Raw genomic sequence first — 16,189 nt, forward strand, 5'->3', positions numbered from 1 at the left:
CGCAGATAGATTTTCAACGACTTGTTAGGCAATAGATGGATCAGGGCAGTGATGTAGCATGCCGGTGTATTCCGGCTTATTGGATTGCCTGTGTTTTTATTTTGTGCGGCGTTTTTTATATCGGGCTTATTTCAGCCAACAGTTAATTCGATATGGCTTCGATTTAAGCCCCTTGACGGAAGCAAAGCAATTGGACACGCTAGATTTCGAAATAAAATTTTAAATTATTCTGCTATGTGGAATAACTTGGTCAGCAACGAATAGAAAATATCGTCAGGAGGAATAAATGGCTGAAGACACTGGTAAAAACCCGGAATCGGCGACCTCAACATCCAGCCTGCACCGGGCCTTTGCCTTGCTGCAGGCCCTGAGCAAGGCGCCAGCCAACGGTGAGCGGGTGACTCAGCTGGCCAGGGATGTGGGCCTGACGCAGGCCACGGCCCACCGCCTGCTGAAAAGTCTGGTGGAAGAAGGCATGGTGGAGCAGGACGAGCGCACCAAACGCTACCGCCTCAGCATTGCCTTCTTCTCACTGGCCGCGCGGGCTGCCAACCCCTATAACCTGCGTGATATTGCCAGACCCTCGTTGCTGCGCCTGTCAGCGCGCATCGGCGACACCGTGTTCCTGCTGGTGCGCAGTGGTTTTGATGCTGTCTGTCTGGATCGCAGCGATGGTCACATTCCCATTCGCTCCTTCACTGAAGATGTGGGCGGGCGCATCGCGCTGGGCGTGGGGCAGGCCAGTCTGGTGATTCTGGCGTTTACCCCGGAAGAGGAGCGGGAAGAGCTGATTCGCTTCAACCTGCCGAGACTGCGTAATTACGGGGTGTTTGATGAGGTCTATTTCCGGACCGAGATCCGCAAGATCTGCGACGAAGGCTACACCGCCTGCAATCCGGGGGTGCTGTCGGGTATGGCCGGGGTAGCGGTACCCATTCTGGATCAGGAAGGCCGGGCGGTGGCAGCACTGAGTATCGGCACCGTGACCGAGCGGCTCAATGAGGAGCGCCTGCCCATGGTGGTGGAGCTGCTGAAAAAAGAGGCACGGCAGATTGGCGAGCGGATTAATCCTTTTGATTCGGCATTACGCCGCCCTGCGGATGTCTTGATGGGAAGCAAATAAGCAAGGGCACTATTTTCAGTATTAGCAGGCAAAAAAGTATTGGTATTTAAACGGCGCTTTTGCTGGTGAATCTTATTAGCGGAATAAAACAGGCCGAAGGGTATTCCGTATTTCATTGGATGGAATAAAAGCGCGCGGCTAATTGAATAAGCTGCAATACAGCGGATGGTTTTACCGGCTCTTCCCCAAGGGTGTTTCTGTCAATATAACGGGCGCTGAGCCAGTCCCTCTCCCCTGAAGGGAGAGGAGGAGAGAGACCGGGGAGAGCGCTAATCCGGGAGCCAGTCAGCCTGTTGCTCAGCAGCAGCCTTTACCCAGCGCTGCTTTCTGCGCATCCCAGTCCACTTCCTTCAGCGCCAGACCATGCTGACCTTTGTAGGCCGGTGAAGTGGGTGACTGCCAGCCTTGCAGCAGGGCGTCTTCCACCTTAAAGATTTCGATGCGCAGCGGACGGCAGACCGACAGCGGGTCTTCGGCTTCCGGACCCCACAGGTGCACCGACAGATCGCCGCCCGGGCAGGTGGAGAGGGCACAGAGCAGATCAATTTCGGCAAAGAACTCGATGTAGTCACCGGCCTTGGCCGGGCAGGCCTTCATGAAATACATGTCATCGTCATTGAGACCGGTGCACTGGAACACGTTCAGCACATCATGCACGTCAAACTCGGTCAGGCCGTGGGGCAGCACAGCGCGGGTCAGGTTGGAGTGGCAGTGGAAATCGAAGTCTTCGCCGGTCAGCAAGCGATTGACGTAGGGATCGCAGCGGGTGCCGAGCAGATCGTGAATACGACCGCCGTGCTCGTCGATGCCGTAGTCGGCCAGGGTATCGGCGACGATGGTGGCCATGGGGCGCAGAAACGGCAGGTTGGACCACAGACGATCATGCACGGAGACATGCGCGCCCTGCAGCTGGCGGGTACGTGAGGCCCACATGCGCTCGCGGGGATCGTGCAGGTGCCACATATTCAGGTCACCCACTTGTGGACCTTCCGGGGTGGAGATACGAAATACATGGCCAGCCGGTACTTTCCAGGCGCGGCCACTGCGGATGGGCACTTCCACCGTTTCCACCAGCTGATAGCGGTCACGGCTGTCGCTGATACGCTGGTAGAACGCCTTGTCCACATCCAGAGCGGAACCGGCAGAAGCCTGATAGGCAGCGGGATAGTGCTTGTACATCGAATTCTCCACAGGTGCTGTTGTTGATCAGTGCAGGCTACCTGCTGAGCAGCCTGACCAGGTTCGCCTCGGAATCGTCCAGATACTGTTGCAGCAGGTGGTAGGCCTCATCACGGCGCTGTTCCCGCAGCAACTGGCAGAGCTGGCTGTCGCGATCCACCCAGGGCTGCTGAAAACGGTGTTCGTCCGGGGCGGAGGCGAACAACAGGCGCAGCTGGGCGACCAGAATGGCAAAGAAGGCATCCATGCGCTGACTGCCCAGATTGCTGACCAGCAACTGGTGCAGGTGCAGACTGTGCGTACCGACGCTGTGCCAGTCATCGAGTGCCGCTGCCTGCTGTTCCGCGTGCACCACGGCTTCCATCTGCCGCAGCAGGGTGGTGCTGAAGGGGCGCTCAAGGCTGACGGCCTGCAGTTCAAGGGTGCGGCGGGTGACGAAAATATCGGCCAGATCGCGCTGATCGAGGATGCGTACCCGGACCCCCTTGTTGGGTTCGTAGCTGACCAGCCCTTCGGCATAGAGCACGCGCAGTGCCTCGCGCACGGTGTTGCGAGAGGCCTGCAGGGTAACGGTCAGGTCTGCTTCCGTCAGGGTCTGACCGGGCTGATAGTTACCCTTGATCAGTTCCTCACGTAGCTGTCGAGCAACCCTGGCAAAAGCCGGTTCGGGGGTGGTGATCATCAGTGCTTGCCTCGAAATGGAAGATAAAGAGAAGCATAGGCTAGAAAACGCACCCAGTCCGACAGTGAACAAGTCAAGATTGTTCAACAATCTGTCTGGAGCTAAATCTGCCTGCATAATTTTTGTTCGTCAATCTTTACTGCAGGAACTATTCCGCCAAGTCCAACACGGGAGAGATAACATGTTGATTGAGTTGCATAAAGTCAGTTTGCTGGTGGTCGACGTGCAGGAGCGTCTGGTGGGTGCCATGAGTGATGCCGAGGGGCTGCTGGCGCGCAGCCGCTGGATGCTGGAGGTGGCTCAGGCACTGGCATTGCCAACGGTGTTCTCGGAACAGTATCCGCAGGGGCTGGGCAGTACGGTGCCTGCGCTGACCGCGCTGGTGCCGGGGGCAGAGGTGGTCGACAAGCGCCATTTCTCCTGTGTGGCGGCGGATTGTCTGCCCGAAACCCTGCTGGCGCGGGAGCAGGTGCTGGTGATGGGTATCGAGGCCCATGTCTGTGTACTGCAGACGGTGCTGGGCTTACTGTCGCTGGATAAGCAGGTGTTTGTGATCGAGGATCTGGTCGACAGCCGTCGCCCGCAGGACCGCCAGCTGGCATTGCAGCGGATGCGGGATGCCGGTGCCTTTGTAGTAAGCCGGGAAATGGTGCTGTTCGAGTGTCTGGCTGATTCCCGTCATCCGCAGTTTCGTGCGCTGAGCAAGAGCCATCTGCTGGGTGAGCAGCCCTGACAGGCGGCTGCACAGCGTGATCGGAATCATGCTGACTGATGCGCAACAACCCGAATGGAACGTGTTCACCACGGGCGGGTCGTTGGCATAATAGGGCGCATTCACCGGCTGGCTGCCGTTTTGTGGGGCACCGGTCTGGGTCGGGTGCGCCTTTTTGATGATGTGTGAGGAGGGGCAGTGGCCTCATTGTATTTCTACTATTCGGCGATGAACGCTGGCAAAACCACCACTTTGTTGCAGGCCGCCTACAATTATCGTGAGCGCGGGATGAAGCCTCTGTTGCTGGCCCCGCGGCTGGATAACCGTTTTGCCGATACCTCTGAACAGGCATGGATTGCGTCGCGCATTGGCCTGCAGAGCCCGGCCACCGCTTTTGAGCCTGACAGCGATCTGTTTGCGCTGGTGCAAACGGCGCACATCAAGGAAACCCTGGCCTGCATTCTGATTGATGAGGCCCAGTTTCTCAGCCGCGAGCAGGTCTGGCAGCTGTCGGACGTGGTGGATCAGCTGGGGATTGCAGTGCTGTGCTATGGCCTGCGTACCGATGCATTCGGCGAGCCCTTTCCCGGCAGCCAGACCCTGCTGGCCATTGCCGATCACCTGCTGGAGATCAAGACGGTCTGCCATTGCGGGCGCAAGGCCACCATGGTGCTGCGTATTGATGAGCAGGGGCTGCCCGTCAGGGCCGGGGATCAGGTCGCCATCGGCGGCAATGATCGGTATGTGTCCCTGTGCCGTAGACACTACAAAGCCTCATTGCAGGAAGGGACGCTGGTATAGCGGGCAGAGTACAAACCTGTTCAGGGTCATCATGCCTGCTTGGTCCCTCCTTTATTGGTGCGTGTTGTTGCCACTACTGCGTCGCACAAATGTCAGGCATCTGTCTTGGAAATATGCTGAAATGGTCAACCATTGCGGCCATATCCGTGCTGAATTATCCCGCTTACGGTCTATTCTTATCGCTGCAGACTGAGCAGGTGTAATGGCAGTAAAGAATTGCGCATGAAGTAAGCAAGGAAAGCTAAGCTGGTGATGCTCCACGACGAGTAAAACCAGATTCACCCACCAGTCCGTTATTAACGGCTGCCCGTAAATCAAAGGCAAGGATAGGTTACTGATGTTTGAGATTACTCACGTCAGGGGGATTGAAGGGTTAAGGGCACTTCGCCCTACCTGGGAAGCGCTGTACGGGGAAAGCTTTAACCCATCTTTCTACTGCCACTGGCACTGGTACGAGAGTATCAGTCAGCATCTGCTGGACAGCGATATTTATTACTTTGTGGTCCGGGCGCAGCAACGCTGCATCGCCATTGTGCCCCTGCAGCTGCATGCCTGGCGCAAGGGCGGCCATAGCTGGCAGGTGCTGCGCTTACCTTCCCACGACCATCTGGAAATGATGGATGCCCTGATTCACCGCGATCAGGCGCCTCTGCCGGCCTTCGCCGCGCTGCATGACTATCTGCTGCACCAGCGTGAACTGAGCTGGGACATGCTGCTGTTCCCCAAGGTGCGGGCACGCGCCGGATTAGCATCGGCCCTGTTGCCGCAGGAAGGCCATGTCCGCCAGTGCGGCCACAGCTGCTATCTGCAGGGCAACCCCCAGCTGCCACCGGAAGCCACGCTGTCCCACAAGCATCTGAAAAACATCAGCCGTCTGCAGCGCAAGCTGGAAACCGAACACCAGCAAAGCCTGCATTTCCACCATTGCAGTGATCCGCAGCAGCTGGAAGCGGCCTTTGCTACCTTCCTGCAGGTCGAAGCCTCGGGCTGGAAGGGCGAGCAGGGGGAGAACACCTGCATCAGTGCCCATCCGCGCTATAAAGCCCATTACCATCATCTGCTGCAATGCTTCGGCCCCGCCGGTGATTTTGCCGTCAATCTGCTGCTGCTCGGCGAACAACCGCTGGCGGCTCAGCTGTGCATCCGTGCCGGGCAGGCCTGGCATCTGATGAAGATCGGCTATGACGAAGCGTTTCAGGCCTATGCGCCGGGTAACATTCTGCTGTGGCTGTTCATTCAGCAGCAGGCGGCGCAACCGCAGCCCTGGGAGGTCAATCTGGTGACCGGGCCAGGCTGGGCTGAGCGCTGGCATTTCAATGAAGAGCCGGTCTACCGCGCGGAGTTTTTCAATACCACCCTGCGTGGCCGGCTGTTATCGACCCTGCTCAAGGGCAAGGAGCTGCTCAAGGGGCAGATCAAAGGCGAACGCGACGACAGCGTTGCCAGCGCAACCAGTAAACACAAACCACAGGGCCGCACCGAGAAAGGGACAGCACAATGAATATCCTCGGCATCAACTACTTCTTCCATGACTCCTCGGCCTGTGTGGTGATGGATGGTCAGCTCAGGGTCGCGCTGGAAGAAGAGCGTTTTACCCGCCGCAAGCACACCAATGAATTCCCGGTTCAGGCCATCGAGCGCTGCCTGCAGATCAGTGGCATTAGCATGCAGCAGATCGACCACATCGCGGTGTCCATTGCACCGACCAAGGATCTGGGCAAGAAAGTCGCCTACAGCCTGGGGCTGGGCAAGAAGGTGGCGCCGTTCATCAAGCACGAGTTCAAGGGCATCTACGTCAAGCAGAAAGCGTTCTGGAACTGGTACAAGGGGATCTGGGGCAGTCGTGACGGTGGCCCCAAAGTGCACTTTGTTGAGCATCATCTGTCCCATGTCGCGGGCAGTTATTTTGTTTCGCCCTATCAAAAGGCGGCGTTGCTGTCGCTGGATGGCTCCGGCGAGTGGTCAACGGCCATGCTGGGCACCGCCGATGGCGATCAGCTGAACTTTTTCGGAGAGAGTCACTTCCCTCACTCGCTGGGTTCGTTCTACGAAGCGGCCACCGAGTTCTGTGGGTTCCAGCCCAACTATGACGAAGGCAAGACCATGGGGCTGGCGCCCTTTGGCAATCCCGACCGCTTCTACAAGGAAGTGGAAAAGCTGGTGAACATTACCAGCGAGGGGCAGATTCAGATCGACCTGTCGTATTTCGAGTACCAGAACGCCGGGTATCAGCGCTGTGGTCAGAAGTTCTATGACACCTTCGGCCAGCCCCGTTCACGCAAAGGCGCCTTTGAGGATCACCATCACGATGTGGCAGCGGCTTTCCAGAAAGTGCTGGAAGACAAGGTGCTGCAGATGTGCCATCTGCTGGAGCAGAAAACCGATGCTGATTATCTGGTGATTGCCGGTGGCGTCGCCCTCAACAGCGTGATGAATGGGCGCATCCTGCGTGATACCCGCTTCAAGGATGTCTATGTGATGCCCGCCGCTGGCGATAACGGCTCCTGCATTGGCGCGGCGTATTACCTCTACAACCATATCCTCAGACAGCCCCGTAACTTTGTGCACCTTGACCCGTATCTGGGCACCGAATACAGCAATGAGCAGATCAGAAAGACGCTTGATGAGTGCAAGCTGAGCTACACCCGCTCTGAAGATATTTGTCTGGACACCGCCCAGATGCTGCGTGACGGACAGATCATCGGCTGGTTTCAGGGGCGCATGGAGATTGGCCCGCGGGCACTGGGTAGCCGCAGTATTCTGGCGGACCCGACCCTGCCCGGGATGAAAGACAAGATCAATGCCGAGGTCAAGCATCGCGAGGCTTACCGGCCTTTTGCCCCGTCCTGCCCGGCGGAGTACAAGCAGGACTTCTTTGACATCAAGGTCAATGCGCCCTTCATGCTCAAGGTCTGTGATGTGTTGCCGGAAAAACGCGAGGTGATTCCGGCTATCACCCATGTGGATGGCTCGGCCCGGCTGCAGACCGTCCATGCCGACACCAACCCGCTTTATCACCGCATGATCAGTGAGTTTGGCAAGCTGTCCGGGGTGCCGGTGGTGCTCAATACCAGCTTCAACATCATGGGCGAGCCGGTGGTGGAATCACCGCTGCATGCCATTCGTTGTTTCTTCTCCACCGGTCTCGATGTGCTGGTGCTGGGCGACTATATCGTCCGTAAGTGAGGAGGGGGGAGCATGATCTGGCGAATACTGTGGTTACTGTTGCTGATGCTGGCGGTCTATCCGCTGTCACTGGCGCTGCAGACCGGCATTGACTGGTACTGGGGCGACGGTGAACTGATACGTGAACTGGCCTTTGGTGGCAAGCGCCGGTTGTTGTGGACGGTGTTCGGTGACTGGCAGCAGAGCCTGCTGTGGGCGGTGCTGGCCATGCTGACGGGCGTGCTGGTACTGGCGTTACTGGTACGTATCAGCCAGTGGCTGGCATGGTTGCTTCTGGCCGGGGTGCTGGTAGCCGGTGCGGTGCTGGGGTTGCCATTACCTGTGGTGATGCTCGGCGTGTCCGCTTACCTGTTGCTGGTACTGTGGCGACTGACCACCGCCAGAACGGCCCGCCTGGGAGGACAGTCATGATCAGGCCTGTTACAGGATGTCTGAGCGTATCGTTACTGGCACTGGCTGTCGCCGGCATCAGTTCCACCGCTCAGGCGGCGACCGATGCCTGGCTGATAGGGGGCGGTAACTTCCTCGATAATTCGCAGGGGCAGATAGAGCAGAACGTGCTGTGGCTCGACCGGCTGCTGCAGCCGCGGGTGCAGTCGCTGTCTATCTATTACGCGGCGGGGGTCGATGCCGACGGCAAGGTGCCGCAGAAAGACGTGGTGTTCTGGGCGCCACCCGCGGAAACCAGTGCGGCAATGCAGCCTCTGGCGCGGGTGTTTGCACCGGTGGGTGATAACGGCAAGAACTACAAGTTCCACGACGTGCAGGGCGTCAGGGGCTCGACCGCCAAAGACAGTCTGGTGCCAGCGCTGACGCGTGACTTTGCTGCCGTCAAACCCGGTGACGATATCCTGCTGGTCTACAACGGCCACGGTGGCGGCAACCCCAATACCAGTCTTAATCATCTCAAACTCTGGGGCGAGCAGACGCTGGATGTAGGTGAGCTCAGTGCGCTGTTCAACAAGGCACCGGCCAGCAGCACCGTGCGCTTTCTGATGACCCAGTGCTATTCCGGTGGTTTCCAGAAGCTGATCTTTGAGCAACCCGACTCCCGTCGTTTCAACCAGCAAAAGCGCTGCGGCTTTATGGCCGAGTCGGCCTGGCGTGAGTCGGAAGGCTGCGCGCTGGGCATTAACAAGGAAGACTTCCGCGACTACACCACCTACTTCTTCGCGGCCCTGTCAGGCAGCACCCGGCTGGATACCGTGCTGCCCACTGACCCGGATCTCAATCACGACGGTAAGGTCAGCTACCGTGAAGCCCATCTCTATACCCTGCAGACCGCCGTCAGTACCGACTTGTCACGGGCGACCAGTGAAGTGTTTCTGGAGGAGTGGCAGCCCTGGTTTGTGCGCTGGGACAACACCCCGAACAATCCTGACAGCGAGTACTGGCACATCGCCGAGCAGGTGGCCGCAAGCAATCATCTGACGCTGGATAGCCGGCTGCTGTGGCTGCAACAGCGCGAGCTGGAACGGCAGATGCAGGCCAGCAAGACCCAGCAGGAAGCCTTGCTGATCAACATCGGTGAAGAGCAGAAGAGTCTGCAGGCGCAGCTGGCAGCACAGTGGCCGGAACTGCGTAACCCGTACACCCTGGGCTACGTGCAGGTGATCCGCAATGATCTCGATGCAGTGCAGGACAGCATTCTGGCACAGCCGCAGTACGCTGACCTCAAGGCCAGTCAGGATCAGTATCTGCAGCTTCAGCAGCAGGAGCTGGAACTGGAGCGCCACTTCACCCAGATCGAAAAGGTGCTGCGGATGAAGAAACTGGCCCGGCTGCAGGCGGCATTCCAGCGCTATGCCAGCATCGAGGAACGGCAGCAGTATCAGCAGTTGCTGAGTTGTGAAGAAGGCGTGCTGGAGTAATCCGCAGCCACCGTAGGCCGTAATGCAGTCTGCTCAGGGAAGGGGCTGCGTCACTCAAGGATATTCAGCGATGGCTCGCAGTTTCTATACCCGGTTACAACGTCAGCTACAGCAGAAGGGGCTGCGCCACGCGCTGGCCAGCCTCTACCAGCGGGTACAGTATCGCTATCGGTATCTGCGTGACGATGTGCTGTTCGACAAACGCTATGGGGTCGAAACCCGCCGCATCGAGTCGGTCTACCTCAGCCAGCAACAATCCGACTATCTGGATTCTGCCGAGTTCTATGAGCCCAGCCGCTGGCGACACTTCTCCCGCATGCTGGCGCACCTGCCTATTCAGCCAGCGGACTTTCACTTTATTGATATTGGTGCAGGCAAAGGGCGGGTGCTGATGTTTGCTGATCGTGCGGGGTTCCGGCAGATCACCGGCGTTGAGCTGGCATCGCAGCTGGTGGAGACCGCACGCAGCAATCTGCAGCGCTATCAGCGCAAAACCCGCAGCACGGCAGAATTTGCACTGCGCTGTGAGGATGTGGCGCATTTTCACGTGCCAGCAGGCAATCTGCTGATTTACCTCTACAACCCGTTTCGCGGAGAACTGATGCAGCTGTTTCTCGACAAACTGCAGCAGGCCCAGCAAGGCGGCCGACTGATCTATGTGCTTTACCGCAACCCGGCCTGCGCCGACCTGTTTGCCGCCCGACCGGGGCTGCAATGCCGGGTGCTGAATCGGGATTACGGTGTTTATCAGGTGATTTCGACCAGGCAGTAAGCAGACTGCTTCATTGCAAGTGCTATTTGGCAATAGATGGGTTTTTGGTGTTGCGTAAAAGCATGTAATTTATTATCTCTTAATGAATTTTTTGTGTAATTTCTGTCCTTAAGGAAAATAGCGAAGCGAATTAAGGAATTGGCTAGGTAAAATCAATATTCATTACAGCGTATTGCGTAGTTATTTATTGATATCGCCAACAATTAATCAAAAACGACAGTTCTAAATAATTAATTGGAATTCTCTATAGCTATCAGACACCCATCTGACTGATGGGTAGACTGAGCTCTCCATAAATCAGCGCTGCCTGCACTTATCAGAATATTGTCTTCGCCACTGCCGCCTCTTCATCTCAAGGTGATAACAGCGGAAGAAAGACAGCAATAAGAGCAAAGCATCCATGGCAAAGCATCTCAGCAGTTCTACAGGACTCTTCTCTCTGTCATCTCCACTCAGTCGCATACGTATTGGTACCGTGAGTGCGGTATTGGTGGCCTGTCTGGGCTATGGGCCGACCGCCAGCGCCGAATTTACCCACCCCGGTTTATTGCTGACAGAAGCCGACTTCACTCGAATAAAAACAAAGGTGCAGGCCCAGCAGGAGCCCTGGTACAGCGCCTGGGTCAGCTTTACCAATGACACCGCCTCGCAATTACGCACCACCCCGGCTCCCCTAACCACCCTGGTTCGCGGCGGTGAGGGTCAGAACTTTGGCCGTATCATCAGCCAGATTCGTTTTATGTATGCCATGGCGCTGCGCTGGAAAATCTCTGGTGATACCACCTATGCCAATGCGGTGGTCAACTTTATGAATGGCTGGTCATCGACGCTGCAGGAGGTGACAGGTAATGCTGATCGTTTTCTGGCAGCCGGTATCTATGGCTACGAGCTGGCCAACATCGGCGAGATTATGCGTACCTACGAGGGTTTGAGTGCTGCCGACCTCAAACAGTACCAGGACATGCTGGTCAACCTGTTCTATCCACTCAATCACCAGTTTCTGACCGGCCACAATGGTGCCTGCATCAGCAATTACTGGGCAAACTGGGATATGGCCAATATCGCCGGAATGATGTCCATCGGCATCTTTGCCGACCGTCAGGACATCTACGATGAGGCCATGGCCTATCTGCATAATGGGGAAGGTAATGGTGCCCTGAAAAATCTGGTCTATTACCGCCACCCCGGCAATCTCGGCCAGTATCAGGAAAGTGGCCGTGATCAGGGCCATACCACGCTGGGTGTCTCGCTGTTTGGTGTTATTGGCAAAACGGCGCTGAATCAGGGCGTAGACCTGTTCAGCTACAACAACTACGAGCTGCTGGCAGCAGCGGAATATATCGCCAAATACAACCACTATGAGGACGTACCCTATACCCCCTACGGAGCTAACTGCACCAACTGGACCACCTATCAGGGTGTAGTGTCTGACAATGCCCGCGGTAATCTGCGCCCGTCCTGGGAGCTGATCTACAACTACTACGCCAACAAGCTCGGTATGGCGGCCCCCTGGGCAGCCGCCATGGCTGCCAAGACCCGTCCCGAAGCCTATGGTAATGGCGACGAACTGGGGTGGGGCACCCTGACTGAAACGCTCGATCCTCATACCAGCGGTGGTGCGCCGCGTGGCCTGACGGCTGACAGCAATACCCATGACATCACCCTGTCATGGTGGGGGGCGGTGGGCGCCAGCAGCTACAACGTCAAACGCGCCACATCAGCCAGTGGCGACTTCATTACCCTGGCCAATATTGCTGCCAGTGACAGCCTGACCTATCAGGACACCGCTGCGCAGCCGGGGCAAACCTACTTCTATCTGGTCACGGCAATTTCCGATCAGGGTGAAAGTGCTGCTACCGATACGGTTTCAGCCGCTACAGGCACTCATCTCAAGTTCTATCTGAGCTTTGATCAGGCTGATGGCACCGCAGTGGCCAATGAGGCTGGCAGTTCTTCGGCTACTCTGATGAATGGCGCCACCTTAGGGGCGGGCGTCAGGGGCAAGGCCCTGGTACTGGATGGCGTCGATGACTATGTGCAACTGCCGGACGATGCCATCAATGGCCTGACCGACTACACCATCGCCTTCTGGTTCAAGCAGAGCGAAGCCCGTACCTGGGCCAGAGCCTTTGATTTTGGTAACGGTACCCAGCAATACCTGACCCTGATTCCCCGTACCAATACCAGCGCAACCCGCTTTACCACCACCCGTATCAGTGGTTCAGCGGAAGATCGTCTGGATAGCACAGCGCTGCCGGTAGGTAGCTGGGTACACGTCGCAGTGAGCGTGTCGGGGACAACGGCGGTGTACTACCTCAACGGCACCGAGATGGGGCGTAACGAAGCAGTTCGTTTCAATCCTAAACAGCTCGGCACCCTGACCAACAATTGGCTGGGGCGCTCACAGTACAGTGTCCCCTATCTCAAAGGCAGTCTGGATGACTTCCGAATCTACAGTGGTGCGCTGTCAGCGACCCAGATCGGCGAGCTGGTTAACTGGGATGATCAGGCCGCTGTCGCCAACGGCACCTATGAGCTGCTCTCGCGTAACAGCAGCATGGCCCTGACCACTGAAAATGGTGACAGTAGCAATGGCACCCACCTGGTACAGCAGCCCTACAGTGATGCTGACAATCAGAAATGGACCATCACCAGCCTGGGCAATGGTCGCTACAAGGTGATGGGGGTGGCCAGCGGCAAAGCTATGGATGTATCCGGCGCGGGCACCACCAATGGCACAGGGGTATTACTATGGAGCTATGCCGGAAGCGCCAACCAGACTTGGTTGCTGACCGATGCCGGTAGCGGCTACTACCGTATCAGTCCGGAGCATGCCCCCAGCCTGAGCCTGGATATATCCGGCGCTTCCACTAGCGCCGGGACCGATGCCCTGATGTGGACCTACCGTGCCACCGCCAACCAGCAGTGGCAATTGGTGAAGGTGGAGTAGGGAGGGATAAGCGCTCCTTAGCTGATCCGTCACCATAGCAAGCTCCCACTACGGTGTTGATGTAGTGGGGGTGCTGACGGAATAAGGATATTTATTACCTGGTGTTGACAGTTGATTTGTTTGGATACAAAAATACGCAAAATATTTCAAAGTGTATAAAAATAGGCGTTCAGCCTGACAAGACAAGGAAGCCCTATGATGAAGTATTGCAGTCCTGTCACACCTCTCCTTTTGTACTTTCCAGCAATTCGTTGGCGGGAAAGCACTGTCTGACGTTGCTCTGTTCTATCTAAACGGAATCACTCCCCACACTCTCTCGGGAAAATGAGAATGATCAAACGATTACTCAGCAGTGGAATGCTGGTATTAGGCTGTCTTTATGGCACAGCCAGTATGGCGGACTTTGAGCAGAAAGTTCTGGATAGCTTTAAGACAGATGTTCAGGATATTCCCGGTGAAAATATTGATCTCTTTCACGGGAAATTGTCATGGAAAATACATGAGGTTCATCTTCCCGGGCCTAATGGGATGGATATTGACCTTTATCGTACGAATAAAGGTGGGTACGAGAACGGATCTGGGTGGATGTATGACTACCCAATGCTGACAGAAGATTACAGCTATCAGTGTTTGAAAAACTGCGATCACCAATACACGGAATCACGTGTTGTTAAAGGTGGTTTGATTCTTAGAATTCCAGGAATGGAAAATATTGTTTTTGGTGAATATAGAAAGGGTAATACCAGCACCCCGACTTTTGGACAGTATGCTGACTTACATACATCCAAGTGGTCTGCTGAAAAGCCTGATGATAAAACGGTTAAAATATTTACCGCTGACGGACGGTTCTACACCTTTTCAGGTAGGGTACGCGTAAAGAAAGACAATGTAGACTTTGAGTACTATAGCTATGTTCTCTATGAAGATGGGTTTGGAAATAAAATTACATATTCAATAGATGAGCATGGGTTAAAAAGCGTTGCATCAAATGACGGGCGCTCAGTAAATATTGAATACGAAAAATATATATACCAGGTCGCTCACCACAGTAAGGACAATGATGTAGATGAGGGAGCAGTATATAACCCCATCAAAGTGACTGCTAATTCTGACAATACCAGCCAGGAATGGACGTTGGCTTACAACCACGCCCACTCAAGTAGTGTAACCAGGCTAGATAAAGTAATTACGCCTGAAGGTCGTGTATGGCAATACGATGAAGATTCCAATCACTTCTTCGGTATGCAACCAGTCGTATTGCCAACAGGCGCATTGATAAAATATGACACTGCAGAAAAGTATGGTCGACAGTGTATCAGCAAGACTATTGTCAATAATGGGTCTGAACAAGTTTGGTACTACTGTCCTGCGTATAAGTACTTTAATACTTCTGAGCCGATTAGTAGAATTCCTATATACAAAAAATATGAAGATAATGCAATTGTAATCACTCCCACGGCTATTGTTAAATATAAATTTTATAATGGGGATTATTATTACGGAAACAAATTTGGTGAGGTCGAGGATGTTTATAGCTACGCAGCATCTGATACCAATATGGCATCCCCTTTACGCCATGTTCACTATGACTATTACATAGAAACGCCAATTTCATACAGCTCCAACGTGGATGAAAGTTTAGGACTGGGGCGTTTTGCATCACGAGCTTGGGTTCAGAAAGTTACGGTGGATGATAAATACGTAACGGAATACTCCAACCTCGACGCTGCCAACTTCTGGCAAACCAAAACCGAGACCACCAACGGTCAGCAGCGCGTTACGCACTACACCTATCAGCACATCAAGAGTAACGGCAGTTCACCGCAGTCGATGGGTCTGCTGACCAAAGAGCAGGTGGACGGCGATAACGGCGAAACCTGGGTGACCACCAACACCTATGACGGCAAAGGCAAACTGATTCATCAGGTGGTTAATGGCCAGCCTACCCATTACACCTACACCAGCCAGGGTGAGCTGGCGACGAAGATGTACACCAACCACCGCGGCCAGCAGACCATTACCTACGCAGACTATTACCGGGGTGTGGCCCGTAAGGAAACCTATCCGGATGGTGGCGTAGTGACTCGTGCGGTCAACCCCAGTGGCACGATTGCCTGGGAAGATGACCCGCTGGGTAACCGTACCCGTTATGTGTATGACGGCCTGAACCGGGTGACCTATTACCAGCGCCCCGGTCTGGCACCGACCCGCTATCGCTATGAGCCGAACCGCATCACCGTCACCCGTGACAACTCCGGCTATGTCAAAACCTACGATCTGGATGGGCTGGGTCGGGTGACCCTGACGACCGAACAGGGCAACGGTATTGCGCCGGTCTATGTTCGTACCCGCTACGATGCCGGTGGTCGGGTCAGTTTTGCGTCCTATCCCTCCAACAGTGCCAGCGAAAGCCGGGGCGTCAGCACAACCTATGATGCGCTGAACCGTATCCTCACCCAGACCCACAATGCCGACGGCGCCCAAACCAGCTACTGCTATGGCAGCAGCTGTGCCAGCTACCTGACCGGCCTGAGCTATGACGATGCGGTGGTCGTGACCGACCCCCGCGGCTACAAGACCGCCTTCCTCAAGCAGGGCTTTGGCTCCCCCGATGACCTGTGGAACCGCACCATTGTGGCCGACATTGCCGGTAGCCATCGCCAGCTGACCGAAATCAGCCGCAACAAACTGGGTGACATTACCCAGCTGGTACAGGACGGTGTGACCCGCAGCTACGCCTACTACGCAGGCAAACGCCTGCTGCGCACCGTGACTGAACCGGAGCGCGGCACCCAGACCTACACCTACGATGCGGCAGGCAACCTGCTGTCACGCAAGACCGGCGGCCTGGAACCCATTACCTTCACCTATGATCAGATGAACCGCCTGTATCACACCGAATACCCGGCGGCG

The 16,189-nt window shown here is 55.8% G+C and carries 11 protein-coding genes and 1 pseudogene; 10 read left to right on the forward strand and 2 right to left on the reverse strand.

Annotated elements, in window-relative coordinates; translation table 11 throughout:
* Positions 1 to 286: 286 nt before the first annotated feature.
* Positions 287 to 1,123, forward strand: coding sequence for an IclR family transcriptional regulator (locus WH50_RS20180; RefSeq protein ID WP_110189073.1), 837 nt, complete (start codon positions 287 to 289; stop codon positions 1,121 to 1,123).
* 297 nt (positions 1,124 to 1,420) lie between these two features.
* On the opposite strand, the gene WH50_RS20185 is transcribed toward WH50_RS20180, so the two are convergent.
* Together WH50_RS20185 and WH50_RS20190 are read right to left on the reverse strand one after the other, a co-directional pair.
* The gene (locus tag WH50_RS20185) at positions 1,421 to 2,302 is read right to left on the reverse strand and encodes an urea carboxylase-associated family protein (protein WP_104154684.1); all 882 of its coding nucleotides are present in this window, start codon (positions 2,300 to 2,302) and stop codon (positions 1,421 to 1,423) included.
* 37 nt (positions 2,303 to 2,339) lie between these two features.
* On the reverse strand, positions 2,340 to 2,984 hold the full coding sequence (locus tag WH50_RS20190; RefSeq protein ID WP_110189074.1) for a GntR family transcriptional regulator: 645 nt from the start codon (positions 2,982 to 2,984) through the stop codon (positions 2,340 to 2,342).
* A gap of 181 nt (positions 2,985 to 3,165) precedes the next feature.
* Between WH50_RS20190 and WH50_RS20195 the strand changes: the two genes are divergently transcribed.
* The 9 genes and pseudogenes from WH50_RS20195 to WH50_RS20235 all read left to right on the forward strand — a co-directional run.
* A complete protein-coding gene (locus WH50_RS20195; protein WP_110189075.1) occupies positions 3,166 to 3,717 on the forward strand; it encodes an isochorismatase family protein in 552 nt (183 codons plus the stop codon).
* Positions 3,718 to 3,894: 177 nt separating this feature from the next.
* The gene (locus WH50_RS20200) at positions 3,895 to 4,497 is read left to right on the forward strand and encodes a thymidine kinase (protein WP_110189076.1); all 603 of its coding nucleotides are present in this window, start codon (positions 3,895 to 3,897) and stop codon (positions 4,495 to 4,497) included.
* Between the two features lie 337 nt (positions 4,498 to 4,834).
* Complete coding sequence (locus WH50_RS20205; RefSeq protein ID WP_110189077.1) at positions 4,835 to 5,998, forward strand: GNAT family N-acetyltransferase; 1,164 nt, start codon at positions 4,835 to 4,837, stop codon at positions 5,996 to 5,998.
* Positions 5,995 to 7,683 (forward strand): carbamoyltransferase family protein, encoded by a 1,689-nt coding sequence (locus tag WH50_RS20210; protein ID WP_110189078.1) that lies wholly within the window; start codon positions 5,995 to 5,997, stop codon positions 7,681 to 7,683. Before WH50_RS20205 ends, WH50_RS20210 begins: the two co-directional genes overlap by 4 nt.
* Positions 7,684 to 7,695: 12 nt before the next feature.
* Complete coding sequence (locus tag WH50_RS20215) at positions 7,696 to 8,094, forward strand: hypothetical protein (RefSeq protein ID WP_110189079.1); 399 nt, start codon at positions 7,696 to 7,698, stop codon at positions 8,092 to 8,094.
* Positions 8,091 to 9,554 (forward strand): hypothetical protein, encoded by a 1,464-nt coding sequence (locus WH50_RS20220; RefSeq protein WP_110189080.1) that lies wholly within the window; start codon positions 8,091 to 8,093, stop codon positions 9,552 to 9,554. The genes WH50_RS20215 and WH50_RS20220 overlap by 4 nt, the downstream gene beginning before the upstream one ends.
* Before the next feature lie 70 nt (positions 9,555 to 9,624).
* The gene (locus WH50_RS20225) at positions 9,625 to 10,326 is read left to right on the forward strand and encodes a methyltransferase domain-containing protein (RefSeq protein ID WP_110189081.1); all 702 of its coding nucleotides are present in this window, start codon (positions 9,625 to 9,627) and stop codon (positions 10,324 to 10,326) included.
* Between the two features lie 400 nt (positions 10,327 to 10,726).
* On the forward strand, positions 10,727 to 13,276 hold the full coding sequence (locus WH50_RS20230) for an RICIN domain-containing protein (protein ID WP_110189082.1): 2,550 nt from the start codon (positions 10,727 to 10,729) through the stop codon (positions 13,274 to 13,276).
* 1,686 nt (positions 13,277 to 14,962) lie between these two features.
* Positions 14,963 to 16,189, forward strand: a pseudogene (locus WH50_RS20235) (hypothetical protein); the annotation flags it as partial.

Origin of the sequence: Pokkaliibacter plantistimulans (assembly GCF_003194385.1) — a bacterium.
Lineage (GTDB): Bacteria > Pseudomonadota > Gammaproteobacteria > Pseudomonadales > Balneatricaceae > Pokkaliibacter > Pokkaliibacter plantistimulans.

What these genes read in the sequence shown, in the direction of transcription:
- WH50_RS20180 (WP_110189073.1), top strand. Translation starts at nt 287, where the DNA reads ATGGCTGAAGACACTGGTAAAAACCCGGAATCGGCGACCTCAACATCC.
- WH50_RS20185 (WP_104154684.1), bottom strand. Translation starts at nt 2,302, where the DNA reads ATGTACAAGCACTATCCCGCTGCCTATCAGGCTTCTGCCGGTTCCGCT.
- WH50_RS20190 (WP_110189074.1), bottom strand. Translation starts at nt 2,984, where the DNA reads ATGATCACCACCCCCGAACCGGCTTTTGCCAGGGTTGCTCGACAGCTA.
- WH50_RS20195 (WP_110189075.1), top strand. Translation starts at nt 3,166, where the DNA reads ATGTTGATTGAGTTGCATAAAGTCAGTTTGCTGGTGGTCGACGTGCAG.
- WH50_RS20205 (WP_110189077.1), top strand. Translation starts at nt 4,835, where the DNA reads ATGTTTGAGATTACTCACGTCAGGGGGATTGAAGGGTTAAGGGCACTT.
- WH50_RS20210 (WP_110189078.1), top strand. Translation starts at nt 5,995, where the DNA reads ATGAATATCCTCGGCATCAACTACTTCTTCCATGACTCCTCGGCCTGT.
- WH50_RS20215 (WP_110189079.1), top strand. Translation starts at nt 7,696, where the DNA reads ATGATCTGGCGAATACTGTGGTTACTGTTGCTGATGCTGGCGGTCTAT.
- WH50_RS20220 (WP_110189080.1), top strand. Translation starts at nt 8,091, where the DNA reads ATGATCAGGCCTGTTACAGGATGTCTGAGCGTATCGTTACTGGCACTG.
- WH50_RS20225 (WP_110189081.1), top strand. Translation starts at nt 9,625, where the DNA reads ATGGCTCGCAGTTTCTATACCCGGTTACAACGTCAGCTACAGCAGAAG.
- WH50_RS20230 (WP_110189082.1), top strand. Translation starts at nt 10,727, where the DNA reads ATGGCAAAGCATCTCAGCAGTTCTACAGGACTCTTCTCTCTGTCATCT.